This is a genomic window from Streptomyces sp. NPDC053432, assembly GCF_055585365.1.
In genome coordinates this window covers 18,039-37,917 of the sequence record NZ_JBVJKF010000024.1, presented here as the reverse complement: position 1 = coordinate 37,917, position 19,879 = coordinate 18,039, and the positions used below count along the sequence as shown (strand labels likewise).

25 protein-coding genes are annotated in these 19,879 nt (G+C 72.0%); 14 read left to right on the top strand and 11 right to left on the bottom strand.

The genetic code is table 11. From position 1 onward, the window contains the following. Positions 1-75: 75 nt before the first annotated feature. Positions 76-417, top strand: coding sequence for an STAS domain-containing protein (locus ACZ6Y1_RS30800; RefSeq protein WP_469637277.1), 342 nt, complete (start codon positions 76-78; stop codon positions 415-417). A gap of 48 nt (positions 418-465) precedes the next feature. Beyond that, the gene (locus tag ACZ6Y1_RS30795) at positions 466-789 is read left to right on the top strand and encodes a plasmid stabilization protein (RefSeq protein ID WP_469637274.1); all 324 of its coding nucleotides are present in this window, start codon (positions 466-468) and stop codon (positions 787-789) included. Between the two features lie 54 nt (positions 790-843). Here ACZ6Y1_RS30795 and ACZ6Y1_RS30790 read toward each other — a convergent pair whose 3' ends face one another. The 7 genes from ACZ6Y1_RS30790 to ACZ6Y1_RS30760 form a co-directional block, all read right to left on the bottom strand. Continuing rightward, entirely contained in the window at positions 844-1,221 is a 378-nt protein-coding gene (locus ACZ6Y1_RS30790) for a hypothetical protein (RefSeq protein ID WP_469637271.1), read from the bottom strand. 112 nt (positions 1,222-1,333) lie between these two features. Continuing rightward, positions 1,334-2,794: an aminotransferase class I/II-fold pyridoxal phosphate-dependent enzyme gene (locus tag ACZ6Y1_RS30785; RefSeq protein WP_469637268.1), complete on the bottom strand. Its 1,461-nt coding sequence runs from the start codon at positions 2,792-2,794 to the stop codon at positions 1,334-1,336. Positions 2,795-2,924: 130 nt separating this feature from the next. Further along, positions 2,925-4,103, bottom strand: coding sequence for a zinc-dependent alcohol dehydrogenase (locus tag ACZ6Y1_RS30780; protein WP_469637265.1), 1,179 nt, complete (start codon positions 4,101-4,103; stop codon positions 2,925-2,927). Then, on the bottom strand, positions 4,100-4,927 hold the full coding sequence (locus tag ACZ6Y1_RS30775) for an SDR family NAD(P)-dependent oxidoreductase (RefSeq protein ID WP_469637262.1): 828 nt from the start codon (positions 4,925-4,927) through the stop codon (positions 4,100-4,102). The genes ACZ6Y1_RS30780 and ACZ6Y1_RS30775 overlap by 4 nt, the downstream gene beginning before the upstream one ends. Before the next feature lie 52 nt (positions 4,928-4,979). After that, on the bottom strand, positions 4,980-5,852 hold the full coding sequence (locus tag ACZ6Y1_RS30770; RefSeq protein WP_469637564.1) for an oxygenase MpaB family protein: 873 nt from the start codon (positions 5,850-5,852) through the stop codon (positions 4,980-4,982). A 71-nt stretch (positions 5,853-5,923) separates the two neighbouring features. Further along, a complete protein-coding gene (locus tag ACZ6Y1_RS30765) occupies positions 5,924-6,136 on the bottom strand; it encodes a hypothetical protein (protein WP_469637259.1) in 213 nt (70 codons plus the stop codon). A gap of 103 nt (positions 6,137-6,239) precedes the next feature. Next, positions 6,240-6,629 (bottom strand): helix-turn-helix transcriptional regulator, encoded by a 390-nt coding sequence (locus ACZ6Y1_RS30760; protein ID WP_469637256.1) that lies wholly within the window; start codon positions 6,627-6,629, stop codon positions 6,240-6,242. 166 nt (positions 6,630-6,795) lie between these two features. On the opposite strand from ACZ6Y1_RS30760, the gene ACZ6Y1_RS30755 reads away from it, so the two are divergent. The 4 genes from ACZ6Y1_RS30755 to ACZ6Y1_RS30740 all read left to right on the top strand — a co-directional run bounded on the left by ACZ6Y1_RS30755 (position 6,796) and on the right by ACZ6Y1_RS30740 (position 9,395). Beyond that, positions 6,796-7,704 carry a SigB/SigF/SigG family RNA polymerase sigma factor gene (locus tag ACZ6Y1_RS30755; RefSeq protein ID WP_469637253.1) on the top strand — a complete coding sequence of 303 codons (909 nt, stop codon included), beginning with the start codon at positions 6,796-6,798 and terminating at the stop codon, positions 7,702-7,704. Between the two features lie 71 nt (positions 7,705-7,775). Further along, positions 7,776-8,591 (top strand): DUF1206 domain-containing protein, encoded by an 816-nt coding sequence (locus ACZ6Y1_RS30750; protein WP_469637251.1) that lies wholly within the window; start codon positions 7,776-7,778, stop codon positions 8,589-8,591. 80 nt (positions 8,592-8,671) lie between these two features. Next, complete coding sequence (locus tag ACZ6Y1_RS30745; RefSeq protein ID WP_469637248.1) at positions 8,672-8,869, top strand: CsbD family protein; 198 nt, start codon at positions 8,672-8,674, stop codon at positions 8,867-8,869. A 157-nt stretch (positions 8,870-9,026) separates the two neighbouring features. Beyond that, positions 9,027-9,395, top strand: a complete 369-nt coding sequence (locus tag ACZ6Y1_RS30740; RefSeq protein WP_469637245.1) for a hypothetical protein — start codon at positions 9,027-9,029, stop codon at positions 9,393-9,395. Positions 9,396-9,403: 8 nt separating this feature from the next. Here ACZ6Y1_RS30740 and ACZ6Y1_RS30735 read toward each other — a convergent pair whose 3' ends face one another. The 3 genes from ACZ6Y1_RS30735 to ACZ6Y1_RS30725 form a co-directional block, all read right to left on the bottom strand. After that, positions 9,404-9,526, bottom strand: a complete 123-nt coding sequence (locus tag ACZ6Y1_RS30735; protein WP_469637242.1) for a hypothetical protein — start codon at positions 9,524-9,526, stop codon at positions 9,404-9,406. A 132-nt stretch (positions 9,527-9,658) separates the two neighbouring features. Beyond that, entirely contained in the window at positions 9,659-10,123 is a 465-nt protein-coding gene (locus ACZ6Y1_RS30730) for an ATP-binding protein (protein WP_469637238.1), read from the bottom strand. A gap of 9 nt (positions 10,124-10,132) precedes the next feature. Next, positions 10,133-11,155 (bottom strand): anti-sigma factor RsbA family regulatory protein, encoded by a 1,023-nt coding sequence (locus ACZ6Y1_RS30725; protein ID WP_469637235.1) that lies wholly within the window; start codon positions 11,153-11,155, stop codon positions 10,133-10,135. Between the two features lie 445 nt (positions 11,156-11,600). On the opposite strand from ACZ6Y1_RS30725, the gene ACZ6Y1_RS30720 reads away from it, so the two are divergent. The 4 genes from ACZ6Y1_RS30720 (at position 11,601) to ACZ6Y1_RS30705 (ending at position 14,037) form a co-directional block, all read left to right on the top strand. After that, a complete protein-coding gene (locus ACZ6Y1_RS30720) occupies positions 11,601-11,948 on the top strand; it encodes an STAS domain-containing protein (protein ID WP_469637232.1) in 348 nt (115 codons plus the stop codon). Positions 11,949-12,096: 148 nt separating this feature from the next. Then, positions 12,097-12,528, top strand: coding sequence for an SsgA family sporulation/cell division regulator (locus tag ACZ6Y1_RS30715; RefSeq protein ID WP_469637227.1), 432 nt, complete (start codon positions 12,097-12,099; stop codon positions 12,526-12,528). 127 nt (positions 12,529-12,655) lie between these two features. After that, positions 12,656-12,985, top strand: coding sequence for a hypothetical protein (locus ACZ6Y1_RS30710; protein WP_469637224.1), 330 nt, complete (start codon positions 12,656-12,658; stop codon positions 12,983-12,985). Then, a complete protein-coding gene (locus ACZ6Y1_RS30705; RefSeq protein ID WP_469637221.1) occupies positions 12,982-14,037 on the top strand; it encodes a YihY/virulence factor BrkB family protein in 1,056 nt (351 codons plus the stop codon). The genes ACZ6Y1_RS30710 and ACZ6Y1_RS30705 overlap by 4 nt, the downstream gene beginning before the upstream one ends. A gap of 55 nt (positions 14,038-14,092) precedes the next feature. On the opposite strand, the gene ACZ6Y1_RS30700 is transcribed toward ACZ6Y1_RS30705, so the two are convergent. After that, entirely contained in the window at positions 14,093-14,572 is a 480-nt protein-coding gene (locus ACZ6Y1_RS30700; protein WP_469637217.1) for a C40 family peptidase, read from the bottom strand. A gap of 254 nt (positions 14,573-14,826) precedes the next feature. On the opposite strand from ACZ6Y1_RS30700, the gene ACZ6Y1_RS30695 reads away from it, so the two are divergent. The 4 genes from ACZ6Y1_RS30695 (at position 14,827) to ACZ6Y1_RS30680 (ending at position 19,862) form a co-directional block, all read left to right on the top strand. Continuing rightward, positions 14,827-15,306, top strand: a complete 480-nt coding sequence (locus ACZ6Y1_RS30695; RefSeq protein WP_469637214.1) for a hypothetical protein — start codon at positions 14,827-14,829, stop codon at positions 15,304-15,306. A 97-nt stretch (positions 15,307-15,403) separates the two neighbouring features. Beyond that, positions 15,404-17,641, top strand: coding sequence for a catalase (locus tag ACZ6Y1_RS30690; protein WP_469637211.1), 2,238 nt, complete (start codon positions 15,404-15,406; stop codon positions 17,639-17,641). A 44-nt stretch (positions 17,642-17,685) separates the two neighbouring features. Next, a complete protein-coding gene (locus ACZ6Y1_RS30685; RefSeq protein WP_469637208.1) occupies positions 17,686-18,651 on the top strand; it encodes an LLM class F420-dependent oxidoreductase in 966 nt (321 codons plus the stop codon). Positions 18,652-18,752: 101 nt separating this feature from the next. Further along, positions 18,753-19,862, top strand: a complete 1,110-nt coding sequence (locus ACZ6Y1_RS30680) for a mechanosensitive ion channel family protein (protein ID WP_469637205.1) — start codon at positions 18,753-18,755, stop codon at positions 19,860-19,862. The last annotated feature ends 17 nt before the right edge of the window (positions 19,863-19,879 follow it).

Below are 19,879 nucleotides of genomic sequence, written 5' to 3'. Positions count from 1 at the left end.
GTGCGCCCCGCGGCACGCGGCACACGCATGCGGCGTCCCCGAGAGGGCAGGAGCCCGGCGTACAGGAGGCATGCCATGGATACCGGCAAGGAGCCGACTGACCGCCTGATCGCCCGACGGAACCCGGAGCGGTACGTGCTCCGAGTGACCGGCGAGATGGACCTCGATCATGTCGAAGAGCTCCGTGAAGCGCTCGCGACCGCCCTTTCAGAGGCCCCCGAGGACGCCGACATCGTCGTCGATCTGCAGAACTCTTCCTTCTGCGACTCGACGGGACTCAACGCCCTGCTGGCAGCCAGGCAGGAGGCCGGCATGCTCGGGCACCGCCTCCGGCTCGCGGCACCCAGCCATCAGATGATCCGGCTGCTGCAACTCACCGGATCGGATGCTCTGTTCGCACTGGAGCCCGCGGTGTAGAGCAGTACGACCACTGCGCCCACGCATCCACCACCGAAGGAGGACGCCATGCCCCGCGGAAGCTCCCCCAAGCGGGAACGGCAGTACGAACACATCAAGGACTCCGCGCAGGACCGCGGCGCATCCGAGAAGCGGGCCAAGGAGATGGCCGCCCGCACCGTGAACAAGGAGCGCGCCCGTTCCGGTGAGTCGAAGACCGCGAGCAAGTCGTCGACCCAGGACACCTCCTCGTCCAAGCGCGGTGGACAGCGCTCGCACAGCGGCTCCGAGGGACCCACGAAGGAACAGCTGTACAACGAGGCGAAGAAGCGGAACATCAAGGGGCGCTCGGACATGGACAAGGCCCAGCTCAAGCGCGCCCTGGGACACTGACCCACTCTCACGGCCGGGCCCCTGCGCCCTGCGCAGGGGCCCCGCCGTGCGCGCTCAGCCCTTGCGCAGTCCGCCGTCGTCCCCGTCCGGGTCGACGCCGGAGTAGGCGGAGGAGTCCTTGCCTCCGCTGGGGCGTCCGGAACGGCCCTTGGAGCCCAGGTCGTGATGGCCCTCGGCGCCGGACTTGGCCGTGTCCTCGCCGCGGCGCGTGCGGCTCCGGACGGGGGTGCCCTTGTCGGCCGGCTGCGCGCCCGCGCCGGCCCGGGTGCGTCCGGCACCGGCGGTCTTAGGAGTCTCGAACGACTTCTTCGCGCTCGGGTTCTCCTGCGTGTGCGTCGAGTCGACATCGGGTGACCAGCCGTGTTGTTCGGTTCCCTTGTGCGGGCTCGGCCCCTTGCCGTGGGGTGCGTGTGAGGTCGGATTCTCGGACATGTGTGCCTCCTCGCGTCTGGCCCCCCGGGCACGAGGCCCCTGCCCACCCGGGCGCCCGTGACACCTGCGGTGGGGAGGCCGTGTCACCCCGGCATGGTCGCCGCAGGTGCGGTCATCGGGCCACGACGCGCAGGGTGCGCGCGGAGCCGTCCGAGGCGTCGGGCAGCAGCACACCGTGTTCGGCGCCGCTGCGCAGGTAGTCGACGACTTCGCGGGTGATGACCTCGCCCGGGGCGATCGCGGGCACGCCGGGCGGGTACGGGCTGATCGTCTCTGCCGCGACACGGCCCACGGCACGGTCCGCGTCCACGTGCTCGGCCTCCGCGAAGAACGCCTTCCGTGGAAGCATCGCCTGCTCCAGTTCCAGCCCGGAGGGTCCCGGCAGGCGTACCTCGGTCCGCTGTTCGATCCCCGGGGCGCCGTCGACGAGGGCCTTGAGCGCGGTGAGCAGCATCTCTTCGGTCTCGTCGTCGTCGGCGAAGGTGATGGAGACGCTGATACGGCAGGTGTCGGAGCCTCCGGCGTCCACGTGGCGGTGGGCGCGCAGCCACTCGGCGCCCTGCATGCCGCTGATGCCCAGACCGCGGACATCGATGACGATCTTCAGGGGGTCGAGGTCGGCGGCGAGGCCCTGGTCGACGACCTCACGGCCCATCACCTCCAGCCCCGGCAGGTCGGCGATCCGGGAGCGGATGCGCTCCGCCCGGTGCACCGCCGCACCCAGGAGCGCGGGGCCGTGCTCGACCATCTGGCGGCGCCAGCCGTCGAGCGTGGCGTACACCAGGCTCGAGGAACTGGTGGTGCCGAGGAGGTCCTCGCGCTGCTTGAGCACCTCGGGGGACACGCGGTCGTACTGGAGGTGGAAGACGGAGCTCTGCTCGATCGCGGCGCCCATCTTGTGCACGCTGGTGACCACCAGGTCGGCCTCGTGGTCCATGCCCCAGGCCGGCAGGGCGGGGTGGAACGGCAGGTGGGCACCCCACGCCTCGTCCACGATCAGGGGCACGCCCGCGTCGTGGCACACCCGGGCGGTGCCGCGGATGTCGGCGCAGGTGCCCCAGTCGGTGGGGGTGATCAGGAGCATGCCCTTGGCGTCGGGGTTCTCGCGCAGCTTCGTCCGTACGTCGTCGGGCTCCGGCGGGTGGGCCAGATGCCGTTCGGCGTCGAACTTCGGGTGCACCCAGACCGGCTCGACGCCGTTGATGATCACGGCGGCGATCACGGACTTGTGCGCGTTGCGGGAGACCAGCAGTTTCTCCCCGGGGCCGGCGACGGAGAGCATCGCGGTCTTCACCGACAGGGAGCTGCCGCAGGTGGAGAAGAACGCCCGCTCCGCGCCGACCGCGTCCGCCATCAGTTCCTGGGCCCGCTCCAGGATGCCGCGCGACTGCCGGCGGTCGTCCAGCCCGTTGAGCATCAGGACGTCGGAACGGAAGACGTCGGAACCGACCACGTCCAGCACGCGCGGGTCCACCCCGCGCCCCTGTTTGTGGCCGGGCGGCCCGTAGGCGACGTCACCCCTGCGACGGAATTCCTGCAGGGCTTCCAGCACCGGCGCGCGGGAGTGGTCCATGGCTTGTCCTTCCTCGCGGCACCCCGCTGCCCCTCACGGTGAGGGGCTTGCGCATCACGACGGAGGGCCGCTCCTTTCGCGTGTGACCCGGGGACGCACCCCGAAACCCGGCCCGGCGCGCTCCTCACGTTCAGGGGGTGAACAGCACCTTGACGGCGCCGTCCTGCTTCTTCTGGAACATCGCGTAGGCGTGCGGTGCGTCGGTCAGGGGAAGCCGGTGGGTGGCGAAGTCCTCGACGCCCAGGGGGTCGCCGTCGCAGACCAGGGGCATCAGGTCGTCGACCCAGCGCCGTACGTTGGCCTGCCCCATGCGCAGTTGGATCTGCTTGTCGAACAGGGTCAGCAGCGGCATCGGGTCGGCCATGCCGCCGTAGACCCCGGACAGGGAGATGGTGCCGCCCCGGCGGACCAGCTCGATGGCCAGGTGCAGGGCGGAGAGGCGGTCCACTCCGTAGCGCTTCATGAGGGCGGCCGCCATGGGGCCGGGGAGCAGCCCGGTCAGTTTCTGGGCCCCCGCCGCCAGCGGTGCACCATGGGCCTCCAGGCCCACCGCGTCGATGACCGCGTCCGGGCCGCGGCCGTCGGTCATGTCCCGGACCTCGGCCACGACGTCGTCCCCGTCGAGTTCGACCGCCCGGACGCCGTGCCGGGCGGCCCGCTCCAGACGTTCCGGTACGAGGTCGACGCCGATCACCGTGCCCACCCCGAGATGGGCGGCGATGCGGGTGCACATGTCACCGATGGGGCCCAGGCCGAGGACGGCGAGGCTGCCGTCCGGCGGCACGTCGGCGTACTGGACGGCCTGCCAGGCCGTCGGCAGCACGTCGGAGAGGTACACGAACCGGTCGTCCGGGGGCCCGTCGGGGACCTTGATGGGCAGCGTGTTGCCGAAGGGCACCCGCAGGTACTCGGCCTGCCCGCCGGGCACCTGGCCGTAGAGCTTGGTGTAGCCGAAGAGCGACGCGCCCATGCCGTGTTCGCGGACCTGCGTGGTCTCGCACTGCGAGTGCAGGCCCCGTTCGCACATGAAGCAGGTGCCGCAGGAGACGTTGAACGGGACGACGACCCGGTCACCCGGCCGGACGGCGGTGACGTCCGGGCCGGTCTCCACGACGACACCCATCGGCTCGTGCCCCAGGATGTCGCCCGCTTCGAGGAACGGACCGAACACCTGGTACAGGTGCAGGTCGGAGCCGCACAGGCCGGTGCTCGTCACTTTGACGATCACATCGGTCGGGTCCTGGATCGTCGGGTCCGCGACGTCGTCGATGCGTACGTCGGCGGTGCCGTGCCAGGTCAGGGCCTTCATCGCGACCACTCCTCGTGGGCAGGTGTCTCCGTGTCCCCGGTGCCGGGCTGCGCCATCCTGCGGTGCCCCTCCGCCTTGACCGCGTCGGGCAGCATCTTGTTCAGAAGTTCCTGGACCTTGGTCTTCAGTGAACCCGCGACGACTTTGTCCTTGCCGGATTCCATCGCGTCCAGGCCCTGGCGGGCCACGTCCGCCGGATCGTCCTTGTCCTGCTGTCCCACCTTGGTGTCGCCCATGTCCGCGCGCCGGAAGAAGTCGGTCTCCGTGGGACCCGGCATCACGGCCGTGACGGTGACGCCGGAGTCCTTGAGTTCGTTCTGCAGGGCCTGTGAGAAGGACTGCAGGAAGGACTTCGACGCGTTGTAGACGGCCTGGAACGAGCCCGGCATCGTCGAGGCGATGGACGAGGTGATCAGCACGTTCCCCTCGTCCCGCTCCGTCATGTGCCGCAGTGCCCGCTTGGCCAGGTGCACGGTCGACCGCACGTTGAGATCGACGATCTCCAGCTCGTCGGCGAGGTCCGTCTCGACGAACGCCCCGCCCTGGCCCACCCCCGCGTTGAGGGCGACGACGGAGACGGGACGCCCCCTGGCCGCGACCGTCTGCCACAGCCGTTCGGCCTCCTCGTACCGGCGCAGATCGGCCTGCACGACCTCCACCTGCGTGCCCTCCTGCCGGATCCGGGACGCCGCTTCATGGAGGCGGGGTCCGTCCTCGGCATTGATGACGAGGTCATAGCCGCGGCCGGCCAACTGCCGCGCCAGTTCGTACCCGATGCCGCTCGACGCACCGGTCACCACCGCGAAAGGATTCATAGTGTCCATGCCGGGCGTGTGCCCGCCTGCACGGCCCGTACGCGGAGGCAGTGCGCCCCGCTCACCCGGTGGCGGCCGGTGGCGGCCGCCGCATCGCCCAGCGGATGACGCCCGTGACCGCCGCGCCCGCGGGGCGCGCGCACCAGCGTTCGGTCCGCGGCAGGAGGGGCAGCCCCAAGGGTTCCCGGGCCCAGGGCGGCAGCAGGGAGACCGCGGCCGCCGCCAGCATCGCGTACGGCAGTCGGGTCGGCCACGGCAGCGGGGGCCGCAGCAGGATGAAGCGGGCCGCGGACCGGGCCTCCTCGGTGCCGCGCAGCTCCGGGCGGTAGGCCTCGATCCGCTCCGCCAGCTCCCGCGCGGTACGCGGAGGCCGGACCACGCCCAGGGACCGGCCGACCCGGGCCGCCGCGGCGACGTACGCGTCGCGGCCGGCGGCGTCCAGGGGGCGGGAGCCGTACTGCTGGTAGGCCCGCAGGAAGCTGACCACCTCGGCGATGTGCACCCACTCGAGCAGGTGCGGGTCGTCGGCGCGGTACGGCTCCCCGTCCCGGGTGCGGCCGCGCACGCGTGCGTGGACCGCCCGTACGCCGTCCACCGCGCGCTGTGCGTCCTCGGCGGTTCCGTAGGTGGTGAAGGCCAGGAAGGTACTCGTGCGCTGGAGCCGGCCCCAGGGATCGCCCCGGTAGCCGGAGTGGGCCTCGACCGCGGCCATGGCGAGGGGGTGCAGGGACTGCAGGAGCAGGGCGCTCAGCCCCCCGACGAACATCGAGGCGTCGCCGTGCACCTGCCGGATCGGCTCCTCGGGGGCGAACCACCGAGGCCCCGGGGTGCCATGGATCCTGTCCCGGTTCTCCGCGCCGGACGGACCGGCCACACGGCTGAAGAGGGCGTCGCCCAAGCGGTCGCGGGCCCGCGGCGGCACCAGCCGGTCCAGAACTCCCGACGGGTTCACGGTCCCAGTGTCACGCCGGCGGTCCCGTCATGGAAAGCCGCAGGCCCAACGGCTCAGGTCCGGTCTCGGGTCTCGTCCACGATCGGCAGGGCGCCCGCGCGCCGCCGCCGCATGACGCTCGCGTACACGCCCAGCCCGAGCAGTCCGGCGGCCATCATGATCAGGCCGACCACATCGAGGTTCACGCCGTCCATCTGCCAGTCGCTGGCGAAGGTGAGGGTGGCCCCCACCACGATCAGGGCAATGCAACCGCCTATGCCACCCATACGAGTTGTCTCCTCACACGAGGTCGGGTTGGTCCCTGGCGCGGCTACCCGCGCCGCCCCGGCCGAAACGGGGCCGAGGCGGGCGCACCCGGTCCAACCCGGTCTAGACCCTCGCGCGGGGCGTCCCGTCGCCGGCCGCCTGGTCCTCGGCGAGTGGCGGCGGGGCGGTCATGGGGGAGGGCGGCGTGGCGGCGAGATAGGCCAGCAGGCCGGAGATCTCGAGGCCCGCCTCGGCCGGATGGCGGAAGCGCGCGCCTGGGGCGATGACGTAGCGGTTGCGCCGGCCGTCCCTGGTCCGGGTGAGGTACCCGTCCGCCTCCAGGTCCGTGACGATCGCCTGCACGGTGCGCTCGGTGAGCGCGCAGCTCTGGGCGATGTCGCGCAGGCGGACACCCGGGTCCCGCGCGATGGCGATCAGGACCCGGGCGTGGTTCGTCAGGAACGTCCAGCGGTTCCTTCGGGGGTTCGTGTGCTCACTCTCCACGCCGCCCATTCTTGAGCGCGGACTCACGAAAAGCCAATCCGGAACTGCGTTTCCGGTATTACTTGACGTATGTCCGTGCGGCGGGCAGGGTTCTGTGGAGCCGAGCGGGGCCCGCCCGCACGGCCGAGCGACCGCGTCCCGCACCGCAAGCCCCGCGCCCAAGGAGCGAAAAACGATGACTTCCACGGCCGCAGCCGAGGCCCGGACCCGTACGACCCCCACCCCCTCCACCGGCGGCGTCGCAGGCGCCCCCGGACTGAGCGGCTTGCCGGACGTGCCCTGCCCCTCCGAACTGCCGACCAGTGAGGCCCGGGAGCTGACGCGCGTGTTCTTCGCGCGGCTGCGCAGTCTGGAAGAGGGGACCCGCGAGTACCAGTACGTCCGCAACACGCTGATCGAGATGAACATCTCCCTGGTGCAGTTCGCTGCCCGCCCGTTCCGCGACCGGCCCGGCGGCCCGGAGAACGAGGACATCGTCCAGGTCGGCATCATCGGTCTGATCAAGGCGATCGACCGCTACGACCCCGACCGCAACACGCAGTTCAGCACGCTGGCCCTGCCGTACATCACGGGCGAGATCAAGCGCCACTTCCGGGACACCACTTGGGCCGTACGCGTCCCGCGCCGGTGCCAGGAGCTGCGCTCGCAGCTGGCCAGGGCCACGGAGGACCTGACCTCCGTACTGGGCCACGCGCCCACCCCCGCTGACCTCGCCGACCACCTGGACCTCACCGAGGACGAGGTCCGCGAAGGCCTCGTCGCGGCCAACGGTTACTCCGCCCAGTCCCTGGACGCACCCCGGGACTCCGGCGGCGCCGGGGAGTCCGACGGGCCGGACGCGCGCGTCCTCGCCGAGACCCTCGGCGGTCCCGACCCCGCGATCGAGATGGTCGAGAACCGGCACGCCCTGGCGCCCCTCCTCGCCGGCCTGGACGAACGCAGCGCCCGCATCCTGGAACTGCGCTTCGTCCAGGAGATGACGCAGGCGGAGATCGGTGCGGAGATAGGGCTGTCCCAGATGCACGTCTCCAGACTGCTGACGCGCACCCTGAAGACCTTGAACACGCAGCTGCACGGCCGCTGACGGCCCGCGGTCGCATGGCCCGGGCCGGATGGGGCAGAGGCGGCGAAGTAGGAGCTTCAGGAGGGTGACTCATGGCGGCGACCGTCGGTGGAGTCCGGGCCCGCGGCACGCGTGAGGCAGTGGCCGTCGCCGCCCGGTGGGGCCTGGCCACGCGCGGGGTTCTGTACGTACTGGTGGGCCTGCTGGCCCTGCAGATCGCGTTCGGGGACACCGGGAAGGTGGCCGACCGTTCGGGTGCGCTCGGCGAGGTCTCAGGCCACCCCTACGGGCAGGTGCTCGTGTGGGCCATCGGCCTCGGCCTCGTGGCGATGGCACTGTGGCGGCTCTCCGAGGCCGTCTTCGGCGCCGCCGGCCGCGAGGGACGCAAGCTCACCAAACGCGGCGCGTCCGCCGCGCGAGCCGTCTTCTACGCGGCGGGGGCCTTCTCGGTACTGGCCTTCGCCGCCGGCCGGGGCGGCGGGCGCTCCAGCGACGAGCAGTCGCGGGACGTGACGGCCAAGGCACTGGAGGCACCGGCCGGCCAATGGCTCGTGGCGGTGGCGGGCATCGCCATCGCCGTCGGCGGCATCGTGATCGCCGTGGGCGCGGTGCGCCTCACCTTCCGCCAGGAGATGGACCTGGGCCGCCTGCCCGAACGCGTACGCCAGGGCGTGGAGGCGCTCGGGGTCATCGGCGGCATCGCCCGCGGCGCGGTGTTCGCGACCGCGGGCGCGGTCCTCGTCCATGCGGCCGTGTCCTACGACCCGGCGAAGGCCAAGGGTGTGGACGACACGCTCCGCTCCTTCGCCCAGACCCCGGCCGGCCCGTGGCTGCTGGTCGTCGTCGCGACCGGCCTCCTGCTGTTCGGCGTGTTCTCGTGGGCCATGGCTGTCTGGCGAAGGGTGTGAACGGCCGACTCCCGGCGCGCGCAATATTCGTATTTCGCCTAGTTTGAACCCGTCAAAGATCCCACACGAAGGAGATCGTCATGGCTGACAAGGGAAAGATGGACCAGGCCAAGGGCAAGGCCAAGGAGGCCGTCGGCAAGGTCACCGGCAACGAACGGATGAAGGCCGAGGGCAAGATGGACGAGGCCAAGGGCAAGGCCAAGGAAGCGATGAGCGAGACCGAGGAACGCGCCCGCGGCGTCCAGGACTCCCTCCGCGGCAAGCGCGACAGGACCTGACCCGCCCCGACGGGTCCGTCCCGCGGACTCGAGGGTGACCAGGACGCGGCCCCGGGTGCCCCGGCACCACGAGGCCGCGTCCTGCATGCCCGGGGCGGGCGGGTCACCGTTTCCGGGTTCCGTAGCGATGTGCACGACACGAGAGGGGCGCCGGCCCATGGACAGCCTGAACGACGAGAACCCCGCGGCCGAAGTGGTGGTGGCGGTCGGCGACTGCGCACCGGAGGACGCGCGCACCGTCCTCGACCTGCTGGAGCACTCCTTTCCCGCGGAGGCCGTGGCGAGCAGTCCCGCGGAAGGCGGTGGGGCGGCGACCGTGTGGAGCGCGACCCTCGACGCGGCGAAGCCGGCGGAGCGGCGCGAGACCCCCGTCCGGCTCAAGGGCACGGTCAGCGTCACCCTCCAGGGAGGCCCCCGCGCAGTGGAACGGGTGCACGCGGCGCTCGCCGGGCAATTCGCCGTCGAGGACACCGGAACGGTCTCGGGTGACCAGGAGAAGGAGATCGGACTGCGCCTGCGCTCCTGATCCCCCCGCTACCGGTGCCGGGCCAGCGCGCGGACGAGGACGACGAGGGCGAAGGCCATGACGACCAGGTGGAGCCAGGCAGGGCCCGGCGCAGGGGTCAGGGCGAGGGTGACGGACGGATTCGATGTCATACCGCCCGCCTGCCCCCGTCCGCCGGGATGAAGCACCCCGTGCGACGCATGTACGCCGATCGGATCCCCCGTCGGGCCACCCTGCCGGCTCAACCGGTCGGCCCGCCCGGCCTCCGGGCGGCCCCGCCCTGGTCACAGGCCCGCAGACCTCCCGGTGACCAGCCGCGACGCGTCGACCTCCGCCCACACGGCCTTGCCGTGCTCATGGAGGCGGGTGCCCCAGCGGTCGGAGATGCGCTCCACGATGTACAGGCCGTGCCCGCCCGGCACACCCGGCTGCGGGGACGGGTTGGGGCGGGGAGGTGTCGTCGTGCCGTCGAAGACCTCGATCCTGAGGACCTCACCGGCGGTGAGTGCGAGCTCGACACAACCACCCGCGTGCAGTGACGCGTTGGTGAGCAGTTCGGACACCAGGAGCAGGACGTCCTCGGTGGTCTCGGTCCCGTCCCAGCCCCAGTCCGTCAGGGCCCGGCGCGTGAAGTCGCGGCCCTTGGCCACATGGCCGCGGACGCCGGAGAGGCCGAGCCGACGGCGCTGCCCCGCGCCGGAAAAGCCCGTGTGCTGTGAATCGCCGGCTGCCGGCCCGGTGGATTGCACTGTGGTCCCTCACGCCCCCGTCATCGACGCCGATCCCTGCTGGCGGTAGCTGCTGCGGCCCGCCTGAGCGAGTCCAGGCAGTCTAGGCGACCGCGGCTCCTCCAGGACTCTCATATGCAGCCGCAGAGTGAGGCCGTCGGGCCGCGCCCGGATCTCCACCATGTCGCAGACCTGATGGATCATCCACAGGCCGCGGCCGCCACGGGGGGAAGACAGCGACGGGCGGTGGCGCCCCGCCAGCGGATCGGAGAGGTGGCCGTCGTCCCGGATCTCGGCCACGACCCCGGAACCGTCGCTGCTCCACAGCCTCAGGGTCCCTCTCCCACCCCCGTGGGAGAGGGAGTTGGCCGCCGCCTCGCTGACCGCGAGGACGAGATCCCCGCGCTCCGCCGGGCCCAGGGCCGTGCCGCGGGCCCAGGTCTCGGCGTACGCGCGTACCTCTCCCAGCAGGCCGGGGGCGTAGTCGAGCCGGGAGACCACCCCGTCGGGTTCGGGCAGCGGGAGATCGCAGTCGGCGCAGACCGCCGACGCGTCGGCGTAGGCCGGGTTCTGCAGGTCCTCGCCGTTCTCGATGAGCGTGGGGTGGGTGCGCCGGGCGTCGGACACCACCGCTGCCGGCAGGCCCACGACGTCGTACGGGCACAGGACGACGGCCCGCCGCCCCGCGAAGGCGGTGTTGAGGAGGGCCTCGTGGCGCGTCGCCTCCAGCACCTCGGCCGGCGAGCGGCCGGGCCAGATCGGCTCGCCGACGATCCGCGCGGGCCGGTCGGCGTACCGGTCGGTGAAATCCTGCAGCGCCGACAGGATGCGGCCGGGGTTGCGCCCCAACCGCGTCATGTCCGTCCAGGTGACCCCGGCGGCGTCGGCGCCGAGGTCCTCGCGCAGGGCGTCCAGGCGTGGACCGGGCACGGCCACCATGACCGGCTCATCGGCGGCGAGACCGGCGCGTACGAACCCGCCGACTCCCGCGAGGTACTGCGCCGGACCGCGGTAGAAGAGGGCGGGGTGCGCGAAGCTTCCGGAGCCGTCCACGGCCGCCGCCTACTCCGGCAGCATTCCGGCACGCAGCCGGGTCGGCGGACGGGACGGCGGACACTCGCCCGGTTCCTGAGGCAGGGGCGCGAGCGCGCGGAAGGGGGCGGTCACCTGTGGCAGTGCCGCTTCCCCTGCCCGCAACCGGGTCCCGCCGGGCACGGCGGGAGCGTTCTGCGCGCCTGCCGCACGCACAGGGCCTACGGGGGTGGCCGAGCGAGACATGGTGGCCGTTCCTCCTGATCGACTGGGGGGTGCCCGGGCGCACCTGCCCGTTCATCCCGGCCCTACACGCCCTTCGCCGAAGCTCGTGTGTCCCGCCCGGTCCGACGGCGGATACCGCCGGCTCGGCGCGTGTGCCGCGGGCCGGGCGCCCCCTCGGGCCGAGGAGCAGGCATACTCCCTTGCGGAGGCCGTACACGTGACGATCCGGGGAGGCGCGGACATGACCGGAGCGGAAGACGCCCATCGCGAAAGCGTGGTCGGGGACAGTTACTTGGCGGGTGCCGGATGGGTGGTCGCCGCGCACGGCGAGCTCGACCAGGACACGCTGGGCCCGCTGGAGGAGGCGCTCGCCGCCGCCGCGGACCAGCACCGGCTGGTGGTGCTGGACGCGGGCTCCGTCACCTTCGGCGACTCGTCCTTCCTGAACCTGCTGCTGCGGCTGCACCACCTCACCACTCTGCGCATCGCCGCCCCCGGCGATCAGCTGCGCCGTCTCTTCGCCCTGACGGGCGCCGACACCGTGCTCGCCCTGCACCCGAGCGTCGAGGACGCCGTCCGCGCGTCCTGAGGGAGCGTCCCGGCCGGCGCCGGGACGTTTGGAACGCGCGCGGTGGAACAGACGGGAGCAGGGGGCCCCTGCCCTGCCGGGGTCCCGCCGGGCCCAGGACCTTCCTGCGCCCGGCTACCGGTCCGCCCTCCCGCAGAATCGAGTCATCATGGCCCACCGGTCCTCCGTCGCCGGGCACGACCTGACCCGGACCATCTCGATCCACCACCTCCGGACACGGCTGCGCTTCCCCCTCAGGGCCACGCTCCGGTGGCGCCGCGACGCCCCCCTGGAGGTCGAGGTCACCTTCCACACGGCGGCGGGCCGGCCCGACGTGACCTGGGTGCTGGGAAGGGACCTCCTCGCCCGTGGTCTGCGCACCCTGACGGGAGAAGGGGACGTACGGATCCAGCCCGTGGCCGGGCCGGGCCGCGCGGGCCAGGTGCTGCTGCGGCTGGGCCCCAGGCAGCCCGCCCTCTTCGCGCTGGACAGGGCCGAGCTGCGGTCCTGGCTGGAGGAGACCTGGGCGGTGGTTCCGGCCTGCAGGGAGGCGGAGTGCCTGGACTGGGAGTTCTGGCACGGCCTGCTCGCGGACTGCTAGTGGTGAGTCGCGGACTGCTGGTGGTGACTTGCGGAACAAGCCGCGGACGGCCCGGGCCCCGTCGGGGGCGTGCCGCGGCAGGACGGGGGCAAGCGGCGGGGAGAGGTCCCCAAGGGAAGGCACGCCCATGTTCATCTCCTCGCTGCTGCTCCTGCCCGCTCTGCTGTGCGCCGTCCTCGCCCTCGGCCGGTACGAGGAGTTCATGCTCGGCCCCCGCCAGGACCGCTCCCTCCCGGCAGCCGGCCCCGCCCGGCCCCCGGACGCGGGTGCCGCGGCGGCGCGGCCGGGCCGCCACCGGGCACGCCGCCGGCCGCGTCGCCGGCACGCGGTCGGCGGCCGGGCCGAGGCGATCACGGCCCGGCGGCCGGGCCGCCCCGGGCGAGCTCCGCATCCGGTACCGCTCAGGTCGCAGGGAACGGGCATGACTGCCGCCGGGACGGAAAGCCGCAGGACATGAAACGCATCCTGAAGCCCGGCAGCGGACCGGAAGAAGAACACTCGGACACCGGCGGCGACGCGGCCGTCGACCCGGACCGCCAGGTCCGCGAACGCGACCGTGCGGACGGTCCCGACCGCCCCACCGAACTGCCGAAGCGAGCGTGGCGAGCCGTGCTGCGCGGCACGGTGAAGGAGTTCGGGAACGACGAGTTGGCGGACCGCGCGGCGGCCCTCACCTACTACGGGGTGCTGGCGCTCTTCCCCGCCCTCCTGGTCCTCGTGTCCCTGCTGGGCGTGGCCGGGGAGTCGACCACCCAGCGGGTGCTGGACAACCTGCGCCGGCTGGCGCCGGGCTCCGTGCGGGACGTGCTCAGCGACGCCGTCACACAGCTCCAGGGCCACAGTGGTGCCGGATCCCTGCTCGCGGTCATCGGCCTGCTCGTGGCCCTGTGGTCGGCGTCCGGCTATGTCGCGGCGTTCATCCGTGCCTCGAACGCCGTCTACGACGTGCCCGAAGGGCGGTCCGTCTGGAAGATCCTTCCGCTCCGCCTCGCGCTGACGGTCGCGCTCATGCTGCTGGCCTGTGCGAGCGCGCTGATCGTGGTGTTCACCGGAGGCCTCGCCCGCCGGGCGGGCGAGGCACTCGGCATCGGTGACACCGCGCTCCTGGTGTGGTCGATCGCGAAGTGGCCGGTCCTGGTCCTCCTCGTCACGATCATGATCGCGCTCCTGTACTGGGCCGCGCCCAACGCCAAGGGCCGCGGCTTCACCTGGGTCACCCCCGGCAGCTTCCTGGCCCTGGTGATCTGGATGGCCGCGTCCACCGGATTCGCCTTCTACGTCGCGAATTTCGCCTCCTACAACAAGACGTACGGAACGGTCGCGGGCGTGATCGTCTTCCTGGTGTGGTTGTGGCTGACCAACCTCGCCGTCCTCCTCGGGCTCGAGTTCGACGCGGAGATGACCCGCCAGCGCGCCGTCGCGGGCGGACTGCCCGAAGGTGAGGAGCCGTATGTGGAGCCCCGCGACACGCGGGAATGGAGCGACGAGGAACGCCGTCGACTGGAGTGATACCGGGCGCCGCGGATCCGGGCGACGCGTCTTCCGGGCGGGCGATCCCGGCTGCTCAGTTCGCGCGGGAGTAATGGACCGTGTCGGTCCAGATGCGTTCGAGCCGCACGCGTGTGCCGGGCTTGGGGGCGTGCCAGATCTTGTCGTGCCCCGCGTAGATGCCGACGTGGCCCATGGTGCTCCCCCTGGGGAAGAAGACGAGGTCGCCCGGGGTGCGTTGGGTGCGCGAGATGTGGAGTGTGTCTTCGTACTGCGCGTCCGCGGTACGGGGAAGGGGTCGGCCGGCCTTCCGGAAGGCGTAGAGGGTGAGACCTGAACAGTCGAATTCCCTGGGCCCGGTGGCGCCGTAGACGTAAGGGGCGCCCTTTTTCGAGGCTGCGATGGCGACGGCCTTTATGCCGTAGGAGGAAGCCGCCTGGGCCGGGCTGGAGGGTGCGCACAGGGCTGTCACTGAAAGCGCGAGGATCAAAGCGGGACAGCGATACCTCACGCGGCTCTTTTTTATTTTCGACAATCGCGATACCTCCGCATTCATATTCAGGAACAACGCCTTGGTGCTGGCTGTTCTCGGTGACTGCGTAACGGCTCCCGACGACCGCCTAATTTGCCCTAACGGCCCGCGCTGACAAACGACAGACACGGCGGGAAATGTCTCATTTAGGCAAAGCGATCCGAGATGATATGCCTAACGTTCCCCCGGGCGCATGAGTGTCCGACCGCGGGGCATACGCGCGATCAATCGGGCGCCCCACGGCGCCCGTTCGCCCGCCGAGACGGAGACCACCGCCCATGACCACCGCGCGCCCGACCCTGACCGCCGACGCCGTACCTGCCGCCGTCCCGGACGGCGGGGGTGCCGGCCCCCTTCTCGAGCCGGCCGGGGCGGTGGACTCCGTCGCGCGGCCCGCGGGCGTGCCCGCGCTGCTCTCCCACCGTGCGGTGGACGGGGAGACCCTGCTCGTCCGTCTGCCGGCCCGGCTCGCGATCCGCAGCCGCGCCGCGGCCACCCTCGCGCTCGACGAACTCCTGACCGCCTACCGCCCCGGGCACCTGGTGCTGGAGGTCCCCGACGTACTCACCCCGGTCGTCCTGAGTACGGTCCTGCGCGCCTCGCGGTCCTGTCAGGCGGCAGGCGCCGTGCTCTCTGTCGTGGCGCCGGCCTCGTCCAGCCGCGTTCTTCTGCGGGACCCGCTCCGGGCGGCCGGCCGCGTGTACGGCTCGACGGGGGAGGCCCTCGCGGCCGCCCGGAGGACCCTTCGGGCGATCTGAACCCCCGCCACGCGATCGCGGATCCGGAGGGTTCATTCCGGTCCGGCGGGTAGGCGACTACCACGTGAGCAGGTGATGACGATCTTCGGGAGAGACCATGACGACTGAGCGTTCCCACACGACCCCGGACGCGGGCGACGGCCCCCTGCCCGGCGCACCCGGGCCGGTGTCCCCGCCCGTGGACGAACCGGAGCGGCCCACCGAGCCACTGCCGCCGAAGCCCGACCAGGAGGGGCCGGAGACGGTCAGCCCCACCGGACAGGCGACCGGCGCGGACCAGGCCCGGGTGGCGCAGAGCGGGCCGTACCTGACCACCGCCCAGGGCGCCAGACTGTACGACAGCGACCACTCCCTCAAGGCCGGACCGCGCGGGCCCGTGCTGCTCCAGGACCACCATCTCCGCGAGAAGATCACCCACTTCGACCACGAGCGCATCCCCGAACGGGTCGTGCACGCCCGTGGCGCCGCCGCGCACGGCGTGTTCCGGGGCTACGGAGCCGCGGGTGAGGTGACCCGGGCGGGCTTCCTGGCCAAGGACGTGGAGACGCCGGTGTTCGTGCGGTTCTCCACCGTGCTCGGCTCGCGCGGCTCCGCCGACACCGTGCGGGACACCCGAGGGTTCGCGACGAAGTTCTACACCGACGAGGGCACCTTCGACCTGGTCGGCAACAACATCCCCGTCTTCTTCATCCAGGACGCGATCAAGTTCCCCGACATCATCCACGCGGGCAAACCGCACCCCGACCGCGAGATCCCCCAGGCCCAGAGCGCCCACGACACCTTCTGGGACTTCGTGTCCCTGCACACCGAGGCCACCCACCACACCCTGTGGAACATGTCGGACCGCGGCATCCCCCGCTCGTACCGGATGATGGAGGGCTTCGGGGTCCACACCTTCCGCCTGGTCAACGCCGCCGGCGACACGGCACTGGCGAAGTTCCACTGGAAGCCGAAGCTGGGCGTGCACTCCCTGGTCTGGGAGGAAGCACAGCTCATCGGCGGGACGGATCCGGACTTCCACCGCAGGGACCTCTTCGACGCCATCGAAGCGGGCGCGTTCCCCCAATGGGAGCTGGGCATCCAGGTGTTCCCCGACACCCCGGAGCAGACGTTCGAGGGCATCGACCTCCTCGACCCCACGAAGATCGTCCCGGAGGAGCGCGCGCCGGTCCAGCCCATCGGGCTGATGACCCTCGACGCCAACCCCAAGAACTACTTCGCCGAGACCGAGCAGGTCGCATTCCACCCTGGCCACCTCGTGCCCGGCATCGACGTCACCGACGACCCGTTGCTCGCCGGCCGGCTCCTCTCCTACCTCGACACGCAGATCAGCCGCCTGGGCGGACCGAACTTCGGTCAGATCCCGGTCAACCGGCCGCACGCCCCGGTCAACGACATGCTCCGCGACGGGATGCACCAGACCGCGGTCCACACCGGCGTCGCACCGTACCGGCCCAACAGCCTCGACGGCGGCTGCCCCTTCCTCGCCGGAGCCGACACCGGGGCCTTCGTCGAAGCCCCCGTCGAGATCGCCGAAGCGCGCAAGGCGCGTGAAGCGCCCCTTTCGTTCTCCGACCACTTCACCCAACCCCGGCTGTTCTGGCTCAGCATGAGCCCGACGGAGCGCGAACACATCGTCGCCGCCTACACCTTCGAGCTCGGCAAATGCTTCGAGCAAGCGGTCAAGGAACGCACTTTGAGGGTGCTGGCGAACATCGACCCGGAGCTGTGCGAGCAGGTGGCGGAGGGCCTGGGCCTGCCCGCGCCGGAGGCCACCGTGCCGCTCGTCGCGGCCGAGCCGAGCCCGGCCCTGTCCCAACTGGGCGAGACCTGGCCGACGGACGGCCGCGTGATCGGCATCGTCGCCGACGAGGACGCCGACCTGGACGGTGTGCGGGCGGCCCGCCAGGACATCCTGGACGCGGGCATGGTGCCCCTCGTCATAGGGCCCAAGGGCGGCACCCTCGACGGCGCCGGTGATCCCATCGCGGTCCAGCGGACCTTCGCCACCGCCCGCTCCGTCGAATTCGACGCCGTCCTCTGCGCCGGTGATCCGGCCCCGGGCGCCGACGCCTACGGGGCGCGCGACGCCAAGGCCGGATCACCCGCACCCGACGGCTCCGATCCTCGCGTTCTGCTGCTGCTCACGGAGGCGTACCGCCACGGCAAGGCCATCGGCGCGTGGAACGACGCCCGCGGGGTCCTCGAAGCCGCCGGCATCGGCCCCCGGGACCCCGGGGTCACCGTCACCGACGGCAGTGCCCCGGCCGTGCGGCGGCTGGGCGAGGCGCTGGCCCGTCACCGCGCCTGGGGCAGGTTCCCGCCGGCACTCTGACCCCGCGGGGGTTTCGGCGGACGGGATCGTGGCAGGCGCACCATATGGTGCGAATCGGATACACGATGATGACCGAGCAGGCCGGACCCCGTGAGCTGGTGTCCCACGTGGTCGGTGCGGAGAACGCCGGATTCGACTTCTCCGTCATCTCCGACCACTTCTTCCCGTGGCTGGACTCCCAGGGGCACGCGCCCTACGCGTGGAGCGTCCTGGGCGCCGCCGCGCAGGCCACGTCCCGGATCCCGCTCATGACGTACGTGACCTGCCCGACCTTCCGCTACCACCCCGCCGTCGTCGCGCAGAAGGCGGCGACGATGCAGCTCCTGTCCCGGGGCCGCTTCCGGCTGGGGCTGGGCTCGGGGGAGAACCTCAACGAGCACATCGTCGGAGCCGGCTGGCCGGCGGCCCACGTACGCCTGGAGATGCTCGAGGAAGCCGTCGAGATCATCCGGCGTCTGCTCGCCGGAGAGGACGTCAGCCACCACGGTGCCCACTTCGACGTCGAGAACGCCCGCCTCTGGGACCTCCCCGACCAGCCGCCCCCGATCGGCATCGCCGTCTCCGGCTCCCGGTCCTGCGAACTCGCCGGCCGCCTCGGCGACCTGGTGATCGCCACGGAGCCGAAGCGGGAACTCCTGGACGCGTTCGACGAGCACGGCGGCGCGGGCAAGCCGCGCATCGGCCAGGTGCCCGTCTGCTACGACACCGACCGCGACGCCGCCGTCGCCCGTGCCCACGACCAGTTCCGGTGGGCCCTGGGCGGCTGGCGGGTCAACGGCGAACTCCCCGGCCCCGCCGGCTTCGACCAGGCCACCCAGTACGTACGGCCCGAGGACGTGGCCGAGGCCATCGTCTGCGGCGACGACACGGAGGCGTTCGTCGACGCCGTACGGCCGTACGCGGAGGCGGGGTTCACCGACGTGGCCCTCGTCCAGATCGGAGGCGAACACCAACAGCCGTTCCTGGAATGGGCCGAGGCGAAACTGCTGCCCGCGCTGCGCGACCTGTGAGTGCTGTGATCCCTGCTGTGATCCCACGCACCCCTCGTGTCAGTTCCCGGGCTCGGGGCAGGGGCATGGAAGTCCCTGTCCCATACCTCTGCTGAGGAGCCATGAACAGCGTTCTTCGCCTGCTGTCCGTCGTGGGAGGTTCGCTCCTGCTCACCTTCGCCGCCGACTGGGCCGCCGACCGGCTGCTGTGCAGGGCCGACGCACGTCACCCGGAAACGCCCCTGTGGAGTCTGCTGCGCCGCTGCCGTCCGGCCCTGCGGATCGTGCTGCTCGCCGCGTCGCTCAGGGGTGCCTACGGGCAGACCGCCTGGCGGCCGCTGCAGGACAACGCGGCCACGGTCGGCAGGATCCTCTCGCTCGTCCTGATCGGCGCCGGCGCGTGGCTCATCGTCGGGGTGGCCTCCGCGATCGTCGAGTCCGGCTACGCCCGCTACGCGACCGGGACGCGCGACCCGGCCCGGGTCCGCCGGGTCCGTACGCAGGTGACCCTGATCATGCGGGTCGTGACCGCCGTGGTCGGGGTGGTCGCGGTCGCCGCGATGCTGCTCACCTTCCCCAGCTTCCGCGCGCTCGGCACCTCCGTGCTGGCCTCCGCCGGCATCATCGGAATCGTGGCGGGCGTCGCGGCCCAGTCCACCCTCGGCAACCTGTTCGCCGGCTTCCAGATCGCGTTCGGCGACATGGTGCGCCTCGGGGACACGGTCGTCGTCGCGGGGGAGTGGGGCGTCGTGGAGGACATCACCCTCACCTTCCTCGCCGTCCGCACCTGGGACGAACGCCGCATCACCATGCCCGTGTCGTACTTCACGACCCGCCCCTTCGAGAACTGGTCCCGGGGCGGCGTCCAGATGACCGGCACCGTCTTCCTCCACTGCGACCACACCGCCCCCGTCGGCCTCATGCGCGACAAGGTCCGGGAGATCCTGCACGCCTGCCCGGAGTGGGACGGCCGCGGCTGGGACCTCGCCGTCACCGACACCACTCCCTCCACGATCGTCGTGCGGGCCATCGTCACGGCCAAGGACGCCGACGACCTGTGGACCGTGCGCTGCGCGGTACGGGAACAGCTCGTCGCCTGGCTCGCGGACAAGCACCCCGAGGCGCTGCCGCGCGTCACGGTGGGCCCGCGGAGCGAACCGGACGCCGCGCCGGCACCGCAGTCCGGGCCGGAGGGCCTGGCCTCGGCCCGGGGGCGTATGGATCTCCGCTGAGGGGGCAGACGCAGCCT

Coding starts and splice junctions, on each gene's coding strand:
- ACZ6Y1_RS30800 (WP_469637277.1), top strand. CDS start 76: ATGGATACCGGCAAGGAGCCGACTGACCGCCTGATCGCCCGACGGAAC.
- ACZ6Y1_RS30795 (WP_469637274.1), top strand. CDS start 466: ATGCCCCGCGGAAGCTCCCCCAAGCGGGAACGGCAGTACGAACACATC.
- ACZ6Y1_RS30790 (WP_469637271.1), bottom strand. CDS start 1,221: ATGTCCGAGAATCCGACCTCACACGCACCCCACGGCAAGGGGCCGAGC.
- ACZ6Y1_RS30785 (WP_469637268.1), bottom strand. CDS start 2,794: ATGGACCACTCCCGCGCGCCGGTGCTGGAAGCCCTGCAGGAATTCCGT.
- ACZ6Y1_RS30780 (WP_469637265.1), bottom strand. CDS start 4,103: ATGAAGGCCCTGACCTGGCACGGCACCGCCGACGTACGCATCGACGAC.
- ACZ6Y1_RS30775 (WP_469637262.1), bottom strand. CDS start 4,927: ATGGACACTATGAATCCTTTCGCGGTGGTGACCGGTGCGTCGAGCGGC.
- ACZ6Y1_RS30765 (WP_469637259.1), bottom strand. CDS start 6,136: ATGGGTGGCATAGGCGGTTGCATTGCCCTGATCGTGGTGGGGGCCACC.
- ACZ6Y1_RS30760 (WP_469637256.1), bottom strand. CDS start 6,629: ATGGGCGGCGTGGAGAGTGAGCACACGAACCCCCGAAGGAACCGCTGG.
- ACZ6Y1_RS30755 (WP_469637253.1), top strand. CDS start 6,796: ATGACTTCCACGGCCGCAGCCGAGGCCCGGACCCGTACGACCCCCACC.
- ACZ6Y1_RS30750 (WP_469637251.1), top strand. CDS start 7,776: ATGGCGGCGACCGTCGGTGGAGTCCGGGCCCGCGGCACGCGTGAGGCA.
- ACZ6Y1_RS30745 (WP_469637248.1), top strand. CDS start 8,672: ATGGCTGACAAGGGAAAGATGGACCAGGCCAAGGGCAAGGCCAAGGAG.
- ACZ6Y1_RS30740 (WP_469637245.1), top strand. CDS start 9,027: ATGGACAGCCTGAACGACGAGAACCCCGCGGCCGAAGTGGTGGTGGCG.
- ACZ6Y1_RS30735 (WP_469637242.1), bottom strand. CDS start 9,526: ATGACATCGAATCCGTCCGTCACCCTCGCCCTGACCCCTGCGCCGGGC.
- ACZ6Y1_RS30720 (WP_469637232.1), top strand. CDS start 11,601: ATGACCGGAGCGGAAGACGCCCATCGCGAAAGCGTGGTCGGGGACAGT.
- ACZ6Y1_RS30715 (WP_469637227.1), top strand. CDS start 12,097: ATGGCCCACCGGTCCTCCGTCGCCGGGCACGACCTGACCCGGACCATC.
- ACZ6Y1_RS30710 (WP_469637224.1), top strand. CDS start 12,656: ATGTTCATCTCCTCGCTGCTGCTCCTGCCCGCTCTGCTGTGCGCCGTC.
- ACZ6Y1_RS30705 (WP_469637221.1), top strand. CDS start 12,982: ATGAAACGCATCCTGAAGCCCGGCAGCGGACCGGAAGAAGAACACTCG.
- ACZ6Y1_RS30700 (WP_469637217.1), bottom strand. CDS start 14,572: ATGAATGCGGAGGTATCGCGATTGTCGAAAATAAAAAAGAGCCGCGTG.
- ACZ6Y1_RS30695 (WP_469637214.1), top strand. CDS start 14,827: ATGACCACCGCGCGCCCGACCCTGACCGCCGACGCCGTACCTGCCGCC.
- ACZ6Y1_RS30690 (WP_469637211.1), top strand. CDS start 15,404: ATGACGACTGAGCGTTCCCACACGACCCCGGACGCGGGCGACGGCCCC.
- ACZ6Y1_RS30685 (WP_469637208.1), top strand. CDS start 17,686: ATGGTGCGAATCGGATACACGATGATGACCGAGCAGGCCGGACCCCGT.
- ACZ6Y1_RS30680 (WP_469637205.1), top strand. CDS start 18,753: ATGAACAGCGTTCTTCGCCTGCTGTCCGTCGTGGGAGGTTCGCTCCTG.